At 72.8% G+C, this 14,229-nt stretch carries 17 protein-coding genes; 9 read left to right on the top strand and 8 right to left on the bottom strand.

Annotated elements, in window-relative coordinates; translation table 11 throughout:
• Positions 1 to 18: 18 nt before the first annotated feature.
• A complete protein-coding gene (locus PV364_RS31540) occupies positions 19 to 897 on the bottom strand; it encodes an alpha/beta fold hydrolase (RefSeq protein WP_319663900.1) in 879 nt (292 codons plus the stop codon).
• Positions 898 to 1,491: 594 nt separating this feature from the next.
• Here PV364_RS31540 and PV364_RS31535 point away from each other — a divergent pair.
• The 3 genes from PV364_RS31535 (at position 1,492) to PV364_RS31525 (ending at position 4,384) form a co-directional block, all read left to right on the top strand.
• A complete protein-coding gene (locus PV364_RS31535; protein WP_319663899.1) occupies positions 1,492 to 2,739 on the top strand; it encodes a PP2C family protein-serine/threonine phosphatase in 1,248 nt (415 codons plus the stop codon).
• A gap of 83 nt (positions 2,740 to 2,822) precedes the next feature.
• Positions 2,823 to 3,596 carry a hypothetical protein gene (locus PV364_RS31530; RefSeq protein WP_319663898.1) on the top strand — a complete coding sequence of 258 codons (774 nt, stop codon included), beginning with the start codon at positions 2,823 to 2,825 and terminating at the stop codon, positions 3,594 to 3,596.
• Positions 3,593 to 4,384: an NUDIX hydrolase gene (locus tag PV364_RS31525; RefSeq protein ID WP_319663897.1), complete on the top strand. Its 792-nt coding sequence runs from the start codon at positions 3,593 to 3,595 to the stop codon at positions 4,382 to 4,384. The genes PV364_RS31530 and PV364_RS31525 overlap by 4 nt, the downstream gene beginning before the upstream one ends.
• Here PV364_RS31525 and PV364_RS31520 read toward each other — a convergent pair.
• Positions 4,359 to 4,784 (bottom strand): ATP-binding protein, encoded by a 426-nt coding sequence (locus PV364_RS31520; RefSeq protein WP_319663895.1) that lies wholly within the window; start codon positions 4,782 to 4,784, stop codon positions 4,359 to 4,361. The two genes, PV364_RS31525 and PV364_RS31520, sit on opposite strands and share 26 nt — an antisense overlap.
• A gap of 204 nt (positions 4,785 to 4,988) precedes the next feature.
• Between PV364_RS31520 and PV364_RS31515 the strand changes: the two genes are divergently transcribed.
• Entirely contained in the window at positions 4,989 to 5,870 is an 882-nt protein-coding gene (locus PV364_RS31515) for an SDR family oxidoreductase (protein ID WP_319663894.1), read from the top strand.
• 57 nt (positions 5,871 to 5,927) lie between these two features.
• On the opposite strand, the gene PV364_RS31510 is transcribed toward PV364_RS31515, so the two are convergent.
• Positions 5,928 to 6,398, bottom strand: a complete 471-nt coding sequence (locus PV364_RS31510; protein WP_319663893.1) for a DUF5709 domain-containing protein — start codon at positions 6,396 to 6,398, stop codon at positions 5,928 to 5,930.
• Between the two features lie 197 nt (positions 6,399 to 6,595).
• Here PV364_RS31510 and PV364_RS31505 point away from each other — a divergent pair, with 197 nt between their 5' ends.
• Positions 6,596 to 7,006, top strand: a complete 411-nt coding sequence (locus PV364_RS31505) for an SsgA family sporulation/cell division regulator (protein WP_319663892.1) — start codon at positions 6,596 to 6,598, stop codon at positions 7,004 to 7,006.
• Here the strand turns inward: PV364_RS31505 and PV364_RS31500 are convergent.
• Positions 7,003 to 7,590 carry a CGNR zinc finger domain-containing protein gene (locus PV364_RS31500; protein ID WP_319663891.1) on the bottom strand — a complete coding sequence of 196 codons (588 nt, stop codon included), beginning with the start codon at positions 7,588 to 7,590 and terminating at the stop codon, positions 7,003 to 7,005. The genes PV364_RS31505 and PV364_RS31500 overlap by 4 nt on opposite strands.
• 162 nt (positions 7,591 to 7,752) lie before the next feature.
• Here PV364_RS31500 and PV364_RS31495 point away from each other — a divergent pair, with 162 nt between their 5' ends.
• Positions 7,753 to 7,929: a hypothetical protein gene (locus tag PV364_RS31495; RefSeq protein ID WP_319663890.1), complete on the top strand. Its 177-nt coding sequence runs from the start codon at positions 7,753 to 7,755 to the stop codon at positions 7,927 to 7,929.
• Between the two features lie 66 nt (positions 7,930 to 7,995).
• Entirely contained in the window at positions 7,996 to 9,660 is a 1,665-nt protein-coding gene (locus PV364_RS31490; RefSeq protein WP_401978385.1) for a dolichyl-phosphate-mannose--protein mannosyltransferase, read from the top strand.
• 66 nt (positions 9,661 to 9,726) lie between these two features.
• Here the strand turns inward: PV364_RS31490 and PV364_RS31485 are convergent, their stop codons facing one another.
• Together PV364_RS31485 and PV364_RS31480 are read right to left on the bottom strand one after the other, a co-directional pair.
• The gene (locus PV364_RS31485) at positions 9,727 to 10,200 is read right to left on the bottom strand and encodes a cupin domain-containing protein (RefSeq protein ID WP_319663889.1); all 474 of its coding nucleotides are present in this window, start codon (positions 10,198 to 10,200) and stop codon (positions 9,727 to 9,729) included.
• Positions 10,201 to 10,382: 182 nt separating this feature from the next.
• On the bottom strand, positions 10,383 to 11,144 hold the full coding sequence (locus PV364_RS31480) for an SDR family NAD(P)-dependent oxidoreductase (RefSeq protein ID WP_319663888.1): 762 nt from the start codon (positions 11,142 to 11,144) through the stop codon (positions 10,383 to 10,385).
• A gap of 264 nt (positions 11,145 to 11,408) precedes the next feature.
• Between PV364_RS31480 and PV364_RS31475 the strand changes: the two genes are divergently transcribed.
• Positions 11,409 to 12,047: a TetR family transcriptional regulator gene (locus tag PV364_RS31475; RefSeq protein WP_319663887.1), complete on the top strand. Its 639-nt coding sequence runs from the start codon at positions 11,409 to 11,411 to the stop codon at positions 12,045 to 12,047.
• Positions 12,048 to 12,290: 243 nt separating this feature from the next.
• On the opposite strand, the gene PV364_RS31470 is transcribed toward PV364_RS31475, so the two are convergent.
• On the bottom strand, positions 12,291 to 12,668 hold the full coding sequence (locus tag PV364_RS31470) for a hypothetical protein (protein WP_319663885.1): 378 nt from the start codon (positions 12,666 to 12,668) through the stop codon (positions 12,291 to 12,293).
• A gap of 164 nt (positions 12,669 to 12,832) precedes the next feature.
• Positions 12,833 to 13,855 carry a S66 peptidase family protein gene (locus PV364_RS31465; protein ID WP_319663884.1) on the bottom strand — a complete coding sequence of 341 codons (1,023 nt, stop codon included), beginning with the start codon at positions 13,853 to 13,855 and terminating at the stop codon, positions 12,833 to 12,835.
• A 9-nt stretch (positions 13,856 to 13,864) separates the two neighbouring features.
• On the opposite strand from PV364_RS31465, the gene PV364_RS31460 reads away from it, so the two are divergent.
• The gene (locus PV364_RS31460) at positions 13,865 to 14,101 is read left to right on the top strand and encodes a hypothetical protein (protein WP_319663882.1); all 237 of its coding nucleotides are present in this window, start codon (positions 13,865 to 13,867) and stop codon (positions 14,099 to 14,101) included.
• Positions 14,102 to 14,229 lie beyond the last annotated feature (128 nt).

Below are 14,229 nucleotides of genomic sequence, written 5' to 3'. Positions count from 1 at the left end.
CCCCGGGGCGGCCTGGCCTCACCCCGCCCGGGAGGCGTTGCGGGCGACGGCGGTGATGATCGACGGCCACAGTGCCTCGGGCAGGTCGTGGCCCATGCCGGGGAAGAGCAGGAGTTCGCCGCCGGGGACGGCGGCGGCCGTCGCCTCGCCCCCGCTGCGGTCCACCAGGCCGTCGTCCTCGCCGTGGACGACCAGGGTCGGGACGGTGACGGAGCGGAGCCCGGCGGTGCGGTCGGGGGAGGCGAGGATGGCCGCGTACTGGCGGGTGTAGCCGTCCGGGCGGTGCGCGCGGTCGAGGGCGGCGGTGACGCGCTCGCGGAGCGCGTCCTCCGCGACGGGGTAGCCGGGCGAGCCGATCACCGCGGCGCGCCGGACGCCGGCGGCGATGACCCCGTCGCGGTCCAGGGACGCGGCGTCGGGGCCGGGCATGACGGCCCGGGCCCGCTCGGAGGCACGGCCCACGGAGCGGTCCCCGGTGGTGGACATGATCGAGCAGAGCGACAGCACGCGCTCCGGGTGGTCGATCACCAACTGCTGGGCGATCATGCCGCCCATGGACGCCCCGACGACGTGGGCGGCCGGGATGTCCAGGGCACCGAGCAGGTCGGCGGCGTCCTGTGCCATGTCGGCGAGCCGATACGGCACGCCGGAGGTGTCGCCGCGCAGGACCGCGCCGATGTCCGGCACACCGTGCCCGTCGAGGCCGGTAGACAGCCCGCTGTCGCGGTTGTCGAAGCGGACGACGAAGAAGCCCTGCTCCGCCAGGGCGGTGCAGAACTCCGGCCGCCATGTGGTCATCTGTGCGCCCAGACCCATGACGAGCAGCAGGGCGGGATGCCCTGGGCTGCCGAAGGTGTCGTACTCGATCTCCATCCCGTTGGCTTTCGCACGCGGCATGCGGGGCTCCTCGGTCGGGTCGTGGACCATCAGGCGGGGTACCGTCCAGTCGGTACGGTACCGGCCCGGGAACCGCCCGGCAGGGGTCGCCGCCCCGGGCGGCGCATCACGCGGGCCGACGGGAACCCGGTGGGATCGGGACGCGCGCGCGGCTGACGACAGCCGACAGGTGGGCGCTAGCTCCCAGTCGCGGTCACCCGGTCGCGCGTTCTCGGCGCGTACGTCCAGACCCGTGCCCGCGCCCAGGTGCGGCGGGCGCCGCGAGGCCCAGCAGCCACCCGCGAAGGCCGCCGCGCCCACTGCCGACACCCCTTCCAGGAAACGTCTGCGGTCCCAGGGCGCGATCACACCGTGAGGCCAGGCAGCGGATCCGCGGACGGCCCGCCGGACGGGCCGGGTGGAAGACGGTGCCCGCACCGGGACGACTTCGGCACTGGATGCCGAATAAATCCGCAAAGGGAAATATTTCCGACATTCCACCGTGCTGACCAAGGGAACAGCGCCTCGACGGCGCGGTCGGAGGTTCCGATGACGAGTTCGGGTCGGTCACGACCCGCGGCGGCCTGGGCAGAGCCCGCCGCGCCGCGGCAACCGGTGTACAGAGCCCTCGGACCGCTCCTGCGACGGCAGGCGCCCCTCGCCCTCGCCGCGGCCGTGCTGCTCGTCATCACCCTCCTGAGCCTGCTCATCCCGATGGACGTGCACCTGGCCTCGCTGCTCGTGGCGGTGCCCGCCCTGACCGCGACGCTCTACAGCGCGCTCGCCACCATCCACATGACCGTCCTGGCGTGCGCCGGCTCCGTGGCGGTGGACCTCCACGACGGCCTCGGCCACTCGCCGATCCTGCCCATCCACGTGCTGGACCTGCTCGTGGTGTGCGGACTCGTGCTGGCCTTCTGGCGCATGCGGCACACGGACCGGCAGACGCTGAGGGCCGTCCGCTCGGTCGCGGAGACCGCGCAGAGCGCTCTGCTGCGGCCGCTTCCGTGCCGCGTGGGGTGCGTGGACATGGCCACCGCCTACCGCTCGGCCGCGGCCCACGCGCGCATCGGCGGCGACCTCTACGCGGCGGAGCGGGTCGAGGGCGCCGTCCGCCTGCTGATCGGCGACGTCCGGGGCAAGGGCCTGGCGGCCGTCGACGACGCCGCCACCGTCCTGGGCGCCTTCCGCGAGGCGGCGCACCGCGACACCTTCCTCAAGGGGGTCGCCATCGCGCTGGAGGCGAGCATGGCCCGCCATTTCGAGCAGGCCGGCGAACGGGACGCCCATGCCGGCGAGCGCTTCGTCACCGTGCTCGTGGCCGAGATCCCCGACAACGTCCCGGTCGTCCGTGTCATCAGCTGCGGCCACCCGCATCCGATGCTCGCGCGCGGCCACGAGGTGGACGTGCTCGACCTGACCCATCCGGCGCCCCCGCTGGGCGTCGCGAACCCCGGACAGGACTTCCGCGTCGACACCTTCCGCTTCGAGGTCGGCGACATCCTGCTCCTCCACACCGACGGTCTCCTGGAGGCCCGTGACCCCGCCGGCGTCTTCTACCCGGCCCTGGACCGGTTCGCCTCCCTGTCCAAGGACGGCGGCCCGGACCGGGTCATCGAGCGCCTGCTGGCCGACCTCACCGCGTACACGGACGGGGAACTCCACGACGACGTGGCATTGGTGGCGGTGCGCCGCCGCTGCTCCGACGCCCGTGCCGCCGAACGGCAGCTGGGGGCACCCACCAGTGTTTCCCGGGAACGGCGCGTCCCCGCAGCGCACGCGACCGGCACCAGGACCGCGGCCCGAGCCGGCGTCCCGCACCGGCGGGGCGAGGAACAGACCGCCCGCCGGGGACCGGCCTGAGCGGCACGCCTCCACCGGCGACCGGATCGGAACCGTTGCCCGCGGCTCACCTCCCGCACACCCGCGCGCGCCATACTGCGCGCATGACACCGCCGGCCTTGCGCCTCACCGGCCCCGCGGCCCTGGCCGCACTGCTCGTCCTGGCCGGCTGCGACGGTCCGCCGGACACGGCGGACCCGCGCCCGCCGCGCACCGTGGCGCCGCTGCCGGACTCCGCCGTGGGACAGGCCCTGGCCCGGCGTGCCGCGCATCCCTACTCGGCCCGCTTCCGCACCGAGAGGGCCCCCGGCGCGCCGTCCGCGCCGGCCCAGCGGGTCGAGGGAACCCTGAACCTCGGCGCCCGCACGACCGGCGCGTTCTCCATCTCCTCCGTGGAACCCGACCGGTACAAGGAGGCCCAGGAGGTGCTGCTGCCCACCGGGGCCTGGGTGCGCGAGGTCGACGACCGCGGACGGACCGTGCGGGGCTGGTGGCGCGACCCGCTCGCGAAGGCGCCGCCGGGAAACCAGATCATGCAGGTCCACGCCGTCGCCCAGCTGCTGGCCCGCCAGCCCGCCAACGCCCGCCGCCGGCTCCGCGCGGGGGCCGGCGGCCGGCCGCTGTACCGGCTCTCCGGGTTCATCGCCGCCGGGGCGTTCGCGGACGTCGACCCCCACACCTACGCGATCCTCGCGCCACGTGAGGACGTCCCGGGGACGAAGGGCGTCTCGTGCACGGCCTGGGTGGACGCCGGAGGGCGGGTCACCCGCTTCGAGGAGGACCTCGCCTACCCCGACGGCAGCCGCTACCGGAGCGTCATGACGTTCACCGGCTTCGCCGGGCCGGTCCCGGTCCGGGTGCCCGCGGCCGCCTCGTGACCGGGCCGGTGCCGCCGCCCGCCCGCGGCGTCGTGCTGCTGGAGGCCCGTCGCATCCGCATGGTCGAGGTCGACACCCCCGCGCTGCCGCCCGGCCTGCGGTCGGCCATGGACCGTGCCTGGGACGCGGCCGTCGCGGCGGCACCGGCGCTCTTCGACGGGCCGGTCGCGGCATGCGTCGGGCTGGACCGCGAGGGTCCGGACTCCCTCGTCCTGTCCTGGGCGAGGACGACCTACCGGCGGCACGTCCTGCGCCGGTTCCCCGGGGCGGCCGGCTGGCTTCCCTCGCTGTTCGTCGCCGTGATGCAGCCCGACGAGGACGGACGCCTGCTGATCGGCCGGATGGCGCCGTGGACCGCCGCCCTCCGCCGTCGGCAGCTGCCCGGCGGATCCGCCGAACCGCCGGCGGCTGACGAGACGCTGGACCTGGCCGCGCTGCGCCGGCACGCCGCCCGCGAACTCGCCGAGGAGACCGGCACCGTCGTCCCGCCCGGCGACCTGGCGCTCTGGGCCGTCACCCGCGCCGCCAACGGCACGGTCGGTGTGCTGTTCCTCGCCCCGCCGAGGCCCGAGGCCCTGCTGCGCGAACGCTTCGCGGCCCTGGTGGCGTCCGAGACCGCGCTGGGCCTGGAGCCGGAGTTCGACGGGATCGGGTTCGTCGGGTCCCTGGGCGACGTGGTTGCCCTCGGCGACCGCGCGGTGGACTACCTGGCCCCGGTCGTACGCCGCTGGGCCGACCGCGAGGGGGAGCGGGCCGGCCGTCTCAGGAGTCAGGACCCTCCGGCCTGACGGGCGGGGTGAAGCAGGCGGTGATCGTCTTGCCGTCCGGCCGGGAGTGGGTGTGCCAGTGGTCGGCCACGGCGTCCACCAGGGCCAGCCCGCGGCCACCGGTCGCGGTCGCGTCGGCCTGGCGCGGGGCGGGCATCTCACCGCCCGAGTCGTGGACGCTGACGTGCAGGCACCGGCTGTCCCAGGTGAGTACGAGTTCGGCGTCGCTGCGGGCGTGCACATGGGCGTTGGTGATCAGCTCGGACACCGTGAGCAGGATGTCGTCGACCGTGCCCGGGGCGTCCTCGGTCCACTCCAGGGTGTCCAGATGCTCGCGGGTCCAGCGCCGGCCCGCCCGTACCCCGCCGGACACCGGGAAGGACCGCGCCCAGCCCACGGCTTTCATCGATGTGTCGGCCACCGCGCGTCTCCCTTCGAGGGTCCTTACCTTCCGTCTACCCCGCTTTCGCCACCGCACAGGGCCCACCGGGGGGCCCGTGATGCGCGGCGCGACCCGCAGGCGGATCGTGGGTGGGGACCGACCGACGACGCCCAGGCGGGCCGCACGGCGCGGGCGAGGTGATCCGGCCGGGCGGTGCGCCGCGGCGAGGACGGGGGAGTACCGGTGAAGCAGTCCGTACTGCACGACCGTGTCGCCGTCGTGACCGGCGCCGCACGCGGCCTCGGTGCCGGCCTGGCCAGGGAACTGGCCCGGCGCGGCGCCCGGGTCGCCCTGCTGGGCCGCGAGCAGCACGCCCTCGCGGCCGTGGCCACGTCGCTGCCCACGCAGGCGCTGTGCTGGGAGGCCGACGTCACCGACGACGCCACCATGAGCCGCGTCGCCGTCGAGGTGGCCGAGCGGATGGGGGATCCGGCGATCGTGATCGCCAACGCGGGTATCGCCGAGGGCGGTCCCTTCGTGGAGTCCGACCCCGCCGTCTGGCGCCGCGTCATCGAGGTCAACCTCATCGGCAGCGCCACCACGGCCCGCGTCTTCCTGCCCTCGCTGCTGCGCACACAGGGCTACTTCCTCCAGGTCGCCTCCCTCGCCTCCATCGGCGCGGCACCCCTGATGAGCGCGTACTGCGCTTCCAAGGCGGGCGTGGAGTCCTTCGCGCAGTCACTGCGTTCCGAGGTCGCGCACGAGGGAATGGCGGTCGGCATCGCGTACCTGAACTGGACGGACACCGACATGATCCGCGACGCCGACGAGCACCCGGTGCTGCGCGAGCTGCGGGCCCACATGCCGCCACCGGCGCGGAAGGTGTACTCGGTCGAGTCCGTGGCCGCGCGTCTGACCGACGCCGTCGAGCGCCGCGGCCCCGCGGTCTACGCGCCGCCGTGGCTGCGGGCCGCCCAGCCGGTGCGCGCGATGCTGCCGTCCGTCGTCCTGCGGCTCTCCCGCCGGGAACTGCCGCGGCTGGCCGAGCGGACTCCGTTCCGGGCCACGGGTGTCCTGGGGCCCGGCGGCCGGGCCGACATGCCGGACGCCGGCACCGCATCCTGAGGCGGGCCGCCGTCCGGCGTGAGACCGGCTGCCGAGCCGCTCACTCGCTCTCCCCGGTCATTCCCAGGGGTCGTCCTCCGGGACGATGTGCACGGCGGCCTCCTCGGCGCCGGCCGCACCGCCGTCGATGCCGACGTCCTCGGCGAACAGGTCGGAATCCGGGTCCTCGTCCGTGCCCGTGCCCGGTGCGACGAGACGCCCCGCCCGCCCGGCCCCGGCCTGCGGGTCGACCGGTTCGCCGTCGCCTCCGGCCAGGTCGCCGATCCCGTCCCCGGGGTAGACCGTGTCGTCGGGGACCTCCTCGGCAAGACGCTCGTCGAGGCTCTCCCCGGCGCGCTGCTCGGCGGCGGTGACCCCCACCTTGTCCAGGCCCAGCGGCCGCTCGGGCGGGGAGTACCCCTCGTCCAGGATGTCGTCGTAGTCGCGTTCGTCGAGCGCGTCCTCGAGGTCGAGGGGCGCCGCGTCCTGCTGCTCCTCGTTGCCGCCGGTGGGCTGGTACACGTCGTCCGCCATCGGGTCGTCGGTCATGACCGCCTCCTCCGCATCCGCCGATCTCCTCCGTTCCGGGGGAGTGGGTGCGCCTACCCCTCGCACCGGGCGGCACACGCGGTTCCTCCCCACGATCCCCGCCGTTCCTCCATCGCGGTGGCCGGGCGGCGGGGGCAGACGCATTCCATCGTCGTGGTGGACGTCGGCCGGTGCCGGCACGGGAGACGGGGCATCCCATGGAAGCAACGGAATCGATCGTCGAACGGCTGCCCATGCGCCTGAGAGCGGGCCCCGGGCCGACGCTGGAGCTGTCCGTCGAGTGCCGGTACGGCGCCGACGAGCCCTACGCGGTGCGCATGCGCTTCGGCAGGGTGCCCGGCACCGGGGAGGCGGTGTGGGTGGTCTCCCGCGAGCTGCTGCTCGCCGGCCTGCGCGTGCCCTCCGGATCCGGCGACGTCCACGTACGCCCCGGGGCCGACGGATGCACCCTGATCGGACTGGGCGGGGAGTCGGGCACGGCCGTGCTGCGGGTGGCGACGGGGGCGCTGGCCGCGTTCCTGGCGGCCGCCATCGCTCTCGTCCCCCTCGGCGCCGAGTCGGGGTACATCGACTGGGACGCCTGCATCAGCGGGCTGCTGTCGGCCTAGACCCTGTCCGCCCGGCGGTCGGCGCCGGCCACGACCGGATCGCCGGAGGCCTTCTTGCGGGCCCGGTAGGCGGCGGCCTTCACCCTGTTGCCGCAGGTCTCCATGGCGCACCACTCGCGCCGGGAGCCGCGGGAGCGGTCGATGTAGACCTGCGTGCACTCGGGCCGGCCGCACTCCTTGAGCAGGGCCCCCTCCGGACCGCTGAGGATGTCGATCACCTGGCGGGCCAGCGAGGAGAGGGCCTGCCGCGGGGTCGCCTCCACACGCCGTCCCTCGCCCGTGAGCTGCGGGACCGCGGAGGGCATCCGCGCCGTGTCGTTGACGAGGGCGACCGCGGCGGCGTCACGGTCCTGGCCCAGCAGGCCCGCGCGGACGAGGGTGTACACCGCCTCGCGCAGGTCCACCGCGGCGTCCAGATCGGCCTGATCGCACCGCGTCTCGGCGTGCACCATCCCGGACTCGCTGAACCAGGCGTCGAGACTCTCCGGTGTCGTGAGCATCTCGCGGGGTTCGGGGTTGCGGCGGGCCCGCAGCGTGCCGACGAAGTCGAGGGCCGGAGTCCCGCACGGGAAGCGGTGTAGCATGTCACCATTCTGACAGGTGATGCTGCTCCGGGCAAGCACCCCGCGCCGACCGGCATTCTCGCGCATCGACCGCTTGACAGGGAAGCCGGACGTGACGCAGCATCGTCACCAGTCCAACTGGTTATGTCTGGCTTGTGAGCCACCCAGGAACCGAGATGCACCGTGAACCGGCGGAGCACGGGGAGACGGCGCGGCGCCTCGTCCGAGGCGGCCGCGCACCGGCCCGGAGCCCCCGCCGAAGAAGGAGTCCCCATGACCATGCCCCGTACCTTCGCCGCCGTGCTCGTGGGCCTCGTCGCCGTGGCGACGATGATCGGCTGTTTCGCCCAGGTCTGGTGACCCGTCACGTCCCCGGTCCCCGGGGGCGGCGGCGTCCGTGCCGCTCCTGATCCCTACGATGGCCGAGTGACGACGCACACAGCGACACAGACCCGTGCCGGACAGGGTCCCGCCGGAGGCGGGTGGCCGGCTGCCTGGCTGCGGGGACTGAGGCCGTTCGGCTACGAGGCACGCCCCTGGACGGACATCCGGGAGCGGCTGGTGCCGCCGTTCGGAACGGCCCGGGCCGGCTGGTTCGGGCCGCTGCTCGTCGCCGTGTTCGCCGGGCTGCTCCGCTTCTGGAACCTCGGCCGGCCGCACGACGTGGTCTTCGACGAGACGTTCTACGCCAAGGACTCCTGGTCCATGCTGCGGCTGGGGTACGAGGGCACCTGGCCCGACCGCAAGATCGCCGACCCCGACATCCTCGGCCACTCCGCGAACCTGCCGCTCACCGACCCCGGGACGTTCGTCGCCCACCCGCCGATGGGCAAGTGGATGATCGCGCTCGGCGAATGGGGCTTCGGTCTCGACCCGTTCGGCTGGCGCTTCATGTCGGCCCTGGTCGGCACGGTGTCGGTGCTGATGCTGTGCCGAATAGGCCGGCGCCTGTTCCGATCGACGGCCCTGGGCTGTCTCGCGGGCGCTCTCATGGCGGTGGACGGCCTGCACTTCGTGATGAGCCGTGTCGCCCTGCTCGACATATTCGTCATGTTCTTCGTCCTGGCGGCCTTCGGGTCCCTGCTGATCGACCGCGACCGCGCGCGGGCCCGGCTGGCCGCCGCACTCCCGGTGGGCGCGGACGGCTCCGCCGGTCCTGACGCCGCGACAGGGGACCGCACCGGCACGGGCGTACGGCCCTGGCGGATCGCGGCCGGCGTCTTCCTCGGCCTCGCTTCCGCCGTCAAGTGGAACGGCCTGTACTTCCTGGCCTTCTTCATGATCATGACGTTGCTCTGGGACCTCGGCTCCCGTCGCCTGGCGGGGTCCCGACGCCCCTACGCCGCCGTGCTGCGCAGGGACTTCGTCCCCTCCGTCCTGTCCCTGCTGCCGGTCGCCGTCGCGACGTACCTGGTGACCTGGACGGGCTGGTTCATGACCGACGACGGCTACGGACGCCACTGGGCGGACGGCCGCGGCGGCACCTGGTCGTGGATCCCCGCCCCGCTGCGCAGCCTGTGGCACTACGAGCACGCGGTCTACCAGTTCAACGTGGGCCTGCACACCCCGCACCCGTACCAGTCCAACCCCTGGAGCTGGCTGGTACTCGGCCGCCCCACCTCGTTCTACTACCAGTCCCCGAAACTCGGCGAGGACGGCTGCAGCGCCGCGGAGGGCTGCTCCCGGGCCATCCTCTCCCTCGGCACCCCCGCACTGTGGTGGGCGGCCTGCTTCGCGCTGGCCTACCTCCTCTTCCGCTGGGCCCTGCGCCGGGACTGGCGCGCCGGCGCCGTCCTGTGCGCGGTGGCGGCCGGCTACCTGCCCTGGTTCAACTACCAGGACCGCACCATCTTCACCTTCTACGCCGTCGCCTTCGTCCCGTACCTGTGCCTGGCCGTCGCCATGGCCCTGGGCGCGCTCATCGGCCCCCCGGGCGCGGACGAACGACGCCGCGTCGTGGGAACCGTCGCCGCGGGCACGCTGGGCCTGCTCGTCGTCTGGAACTTCATCTACTTCTTCCCGATCTACACCGGGCAGACGATCCCCTACTCGGCCTGGCACGCCCGCATGTGGCTCGACTCCTGGATCTGACCTGGGGGGCCGGCCCCGCGGCGGCGCGAGGCCGGCCCGGCCCGGCCGACGCGCCGGAGATCCGGATCACCGCGAGGGAGCCGACCGCCAGTCGGGAAGGTCCTCGAAGTGCACGTCGTAGTGGTGCTGTTCGGGGAGAAGAGACGCGAACTCCGCCTCGCCGCGGCTGATGGCGGCCAGCTGTTCGAAGTAGCCGAAGCGTTCGATACCGGGGCTCAGCACGACGACCACGTCGGCCACCTCACCCTCCGCGGCCCCGAACACGTGCGGCAGGCCGGGCGGTACGACGACGAGTCCGCCCTTTGCCACCGTGGTCAGAGTGTCGCCGAGGCGGAACAGCATCGTCCCGTCCAGTACATAGAAGAGCTCGTGGGACAGCTTGTGGTGGTGCGGGGGTGCCCCGTCGGCACCGGTGGCGAGGGTGAGCCTGCTGGCGCTGACCGCACCCCCGTCGGCGAGCAGCTCGAACGCGCCGTCGGTGAGCGACGCCCCGGCCGCCTCACCGGGTTGCACCACCAGCGCGGTGTGCGTGGGCTTCATAGTGACTCCTTCGATCGGACGTGCCGCCCGGTGGTCGGTCCGGCGGGCGCCGGTCACCGGGCGGAGTTCAGTGGCAAACGGTCGAGGCTGTGGCACCGGACGGAACGGCGTCGGGGCCGGACGTCCGGGAGTTTCCCCGTGCAATCGAATGACCGGTTCACGCCGGGGGCTCTTTCCGAGGGTCAGTCCCAAGCCCCGCCGCCGTTGACTCCCGCGATCGTGCCCGTGATGAAGCCGCTGTCCTCACCCGCGTAGAAGGCGACGGCCCGGGCCACGTCGTCGGGCTTGGCCATCCGGCCGAGCACGGTCTGCGCCGCTTGGCGTTGCCTGTGCAGGTCGCCGAGGGCTTCGGCGATGCTGGTCTCGTCCACCGGGCCTGCGGCCACCACGTTGACGGTGATCCCGCGGGGGCCCATCTCCTGGGCGACGTAGCGGGCGAACTGGTTCAGGGCCGCCTTCGAGGTTCCGAGCGCGATCATCCGCTCCCGGGGCTGCCGGCTCGTCCCGGTGCTCATGAAGACGATCCGGCCGTAGCCGTGCGCTGTCATGCCGGGGACGACGGCCTTGGTCACCACAAACGCGGCCCGCATCTCCTCGTTCAGCTTGGTGCCCAATTCGTCCCACGACATCTGCTCGAACGACTTCACGGCGAACGGGATCAGGGCGTTGTGGACCAGCACGTCCACCTCGCCCATCTCGGCGCGGACCCGCTCGATCATGCCGGCCACCGCGTCCGCGTCACGGACGTCGGCCTGGACGGCCATCGCCTCGCCTCCGGCGAACCTGATGGACGCGACCACCGCTTCCGCGTCCCGCTCACTGTTGAGGTAGTTCACGACCACCCGCATGCCTCTGGATGCCAGCAACCGGGCGGTGGCCGCACCGATCCCCCTGCCGGCGCCCGTGACGAGAGCGATCCTGCCGCTGTGCTGACTGACTGTCATGAAGACCTCCCAGGGGTCGTGGATGTGTTCGGCGCGGACGGACGTGCACCCGGTCCGGAGTTCCGCCGTGGGGAACCGGCACCACGCACACGGCCACGCCGGCCGTGCCTCGACGGAGGCCGGCCGCGTCGCGGCCGGACGCGTCCGGCAACCGGGAGCAGGCGATCAGTGGAGGCGTTCACCGGGATCGCATCTTGCTGTACATGTACAGTTGTAGGCTACAGCAACTGTACATGTTCAGTCGGGCGGTGCCAGACTGCCGGTATGGCAGCGACGAAGACCCCGCCTCCCGACGCCGGCGTCCCCGCAGCGCAGGCGCCCGGTGCGACGCGTTCGCGGGACGGCGAGGCGACACGCGCCACGATCCTGGCGGCTGCCCGTGCGGCCTTCGACGACAAGGGCTACGCGCAGACGTCGCTGCGCGAGATCGCCAGGAACGCGGGGGTCAGGCCCTCGCTGGTCGTGCACTTCTACGGCTCGAAGGCGGGCCTGCTGGCCGCCACCGTCGAATGGCCCTTCGACCCCGACACGGTCGTCCGCGAGGTCCTCGCCACGGGCCCCGACCACATCGGCGAACGTCTCGCCGACGTGTTCCTGGAGACCTGGGAGCAGGACGGCCGCCCCAATACCGCGCTCACCCTGCTGCACGCGGCGTGTGAGCGCCCGGAGGCGGCCACACTCATGCGGGAGCTCTTCACCACCTGCGTGGTGGATCCGATCGTCACGGCCATCGCCCCCGAGCGGGCCGAACTGCGGGCTTCCCTGGTGGCGAGCCACCTGCTGGGCCTGCACGTGGGGCGCTACCTGCTGGTGTTCGACGCGATCGCCGGGGCGGACGCCGACGTACTGAAGCGGGCGCTGGCGTCCACCATCCAGCACATGTGCACCGGCCCGCTCTGGTAGGCGAACGAATCCGTGGGGCCCAGGCAATGGCGCCCCCTGGCACCCCCTGGCGACAGCGGTTACCCGTCCTGAGGGGTGCGAGGTGGTGCGTCGCAACGCTGGATGCGTGCGGCCCGTGGAAGCGCAGTTGTGCGACTCGGAACGTGGCTGCCGGAAGGCTCCTGAGCCTTCGCCTCTGCTGCCTCGCCTCCCTTGTGCCCAGGGCTTGGGCTTCCGGCCGCCGCCGCTTCCGCCGGCGCGGTGTCAGAGGGTGAGGCCGACGGGCCCGTAGGTGTCGCAGAAATCGCCATCACAACTGGTCATGGAGTTCGCGCGGCAATGGGCGGTCGGCCAGTAGCGAGATGTGCAGGGGCCCGGGTCGAGCGGTGTCCCGTCGTTGGGTACTGTCCTGTCGCACCAGGTGCAGCGGACGGCCGCGGACACGCCGGCCTCCTGCAGCCGTCCGGCCGCGACGACGGCCATGTCGAGCGGGACCATCTCCACAACCACCGCAGGGGTGCTGCCCAGAAGAAGCTTGCTGCGCCACAGGCTCAGTCCGGTCACCGCTCCGACCGCCCGCAGGGCCTGCTGTCCGCCGTTCCCGGATGTGGTCACCAGCACGGTGAACCCTGGGTCCTCCATGGACACTTCTCCCTCGGCGACGGGACAGCCGTTCTCAGTATGTCGACGGAGAGGCCTTCGGGCTTCTGTTTTCGGCGCGACGCCTCTGCAGCGCCGACTGCGGCCGCCCCTGCCGCGGTTGGACGTGCCGCTGCCGAGGCCGTCGGCGCCCTGATCCGCGGTGCTCAGCCGCCCGGTCCGCTCACGATGAGCGGGCGTACCGCCGGTTCGAGCAGCGACAAACTCCGTTGCCGCGCATCGAGGGCGACGCGGATGCCGACCGGCATCGGCAGATTCGGGCCGGCGTGCCCGAACTCGACGTTGCCCAGCACCGGGATGTCACGGTCGCCGAGGACGTCGAGGACCAGGTCGGGCAGGGTCGGGGACGCGTCGGGCGAGTCGAGTCCGTCGATTGCGTACGGGACGCCCACGACCATGCCCGAGATCCGATCGAGGATGCCGCAGTGCCGCAGCACCTGCAGATAGCTCCACACATACGACGCTTGGCCGCCCGTCTCCTCCCAGAACAGCACCGCGCCGTCGAACCATTCGAGCGGCAGCGCGAAACGCGTCGCCTGCGCCAGCACGATGCGATTGATCACCCCGCCGATCAGCCGGCCTTCGGTCCGACCGGCACGCCAGCACTCCCAGGACGGTGTGGTCGGCAGCGCCCCGATCGGCTCCGTACCGGTCAGCAGCGTCGAGTAGAGCTTCTCGAGTTCCGCTCTGCGCGCGGCGGGCGCGGCCTGCCAGTGGCCACCGAGTCCGGGGGTGGCCAAGTCGGCGTGGAATCCGACCAGGCCCGTGCGCGCGTAGAGCACCAGATGCAGCAACGAGATGTCGCTGTAGCCGAGGATGGGCTTGGGGTCGGCGGTGATCGCCTCGACGTCGATCAGGTCGAGGTAGCCGAGCGCCGTCTGGCCGCCGTCATGCGCGATGATGGCGCGCACCTCAGGATCACGCAGAAGCGCATTGAATTCGCCGGCGATCTCCGCCGGCGCAGCCGCGCTCCACCAGCGGTGCCGCCCTGCTTCGAGAAGCGGTGCCCGGCGCACGCGGAATCCCATCCCCTCGAGCACGGCTACGGCCTGCTCGAGGTCGGGCTCGTACCCGGCGTGGAGCGGTCCGGAAAGGGATGCGATCACGACGAGATCCCCAGGCCGCAGAGCACGAGGGCGCAGCAGGTGAGGCAGCGCTGAACCGATCACCGATGCAGTATGCCGACACGCCTGACGACGCGCCACGCATATCTGCCCGCCGGACGGGACACGTACAGCCCCGTCCTTCGGGATCCGGCGGAGTTCGTGCCGTTCGTCACTGGCCATGTATGGGCGGAGGCGTTGTTGTACGTCCCGGATCGGGCGTACGAGCACATCACCGGCGAGGAGTGGGAACGCCGGACGCGCTACTCGTACGAGTCCTCCTCCAACACCGCGGGGTGGGCGGGCTCCTAGCGCGTACGGAGTCCGTTGGGGGGGGGGGGGGGGGGGGGGGGAACCCGGCAGGAAAGCAAAAGCTGCAAGAGGAGGGCGGGAGGGGCGCGGAGACGGGGCTCGGGGAAAGAACGAGAGCAGAGAGAGGT

The sequence above is a fragment of the Streptomyces sp. MI02-7b genome (genome assembly GCF_033793585.1).
GTDB lineage: Bacteria > Actinomycetota > Actinomycetes > Streptomycetales > Streptomycetaceae > Actinacidiphila.
The sequence above is the reverse complement of the archived record's forward strand: the minus strand, read 5'-3'. Positions and strand labels throughout refer to the sequence as shown.

Coding starts and splice junctions, on each gene's coding strand:
- PV364_RS31540 (WP_319663900.1), bottom strand. CDS start 897: ATGCCGCGTGCGAAAGCCAACGGGATGGAGATCGAGTACGACACCTTC.
- PV364_RS31530 (WP_319663898.1), top strand. CDS start 2,823: ATGACACCGCCGGCCTTGCGCCTCACCGGCCCCGCGGCCCTGGCCGCA.
- PV364_RS31510 (WP_319663893.1), bottom strand. CDS start 6,398: ATGACCGACGACCCGATGGCGGACGACGTGTACCAGCCCACCGGCGGC.
- PV364_RS31505 (WP_319663892.1), top strand. CDS start 6,596: ATGGAAGCAACGGAATCGATCGTCGAACGGCTGCCCATGCGCCTGAGA.
- PV364_RS31500 (WP_319663891.1), bottom strand. CDS start 7,590: ATGCTACACCGCTTCCCGTGCGGGACTCCGGCCCTCGACTTCGTCGGC.
- PV364_RS31485 (WP_319663889.1), bottom strand. CDS start 10,200: ATGAAGCCCACGCACACCGCGCTGGTGGTGCAACCCGGTGAGGCGGCC.
- PV364_RS31480 (WP_319663888.1), bottom strand. CDS start 11,144: ATGACAGTCAGTCAGCACAGCGGCAGGATCGCTCTCGTCACGGGCGCC.
- PV364_RS31475 (WP_319663887.1), top strand. CDS start 11,409: ATGGCAGCGACGAAGACCCCGCCTCCCGACGCCGGCGTCCCCGCAGCG.
- PV364_RS31470 (WP_319663885.1), bottom strand. CDS start 12,668: ATGGAGGACCCAGGGTTCACCGTGCTGGTGACCACATCCGGGAACGGC.
- PV364_RS31460 (WP_319663882.1), top strand. CDS start 13,865: ATGCCGACACGCCTGACGACGCGCCACGCATATCTGCCCGCCGGACGG.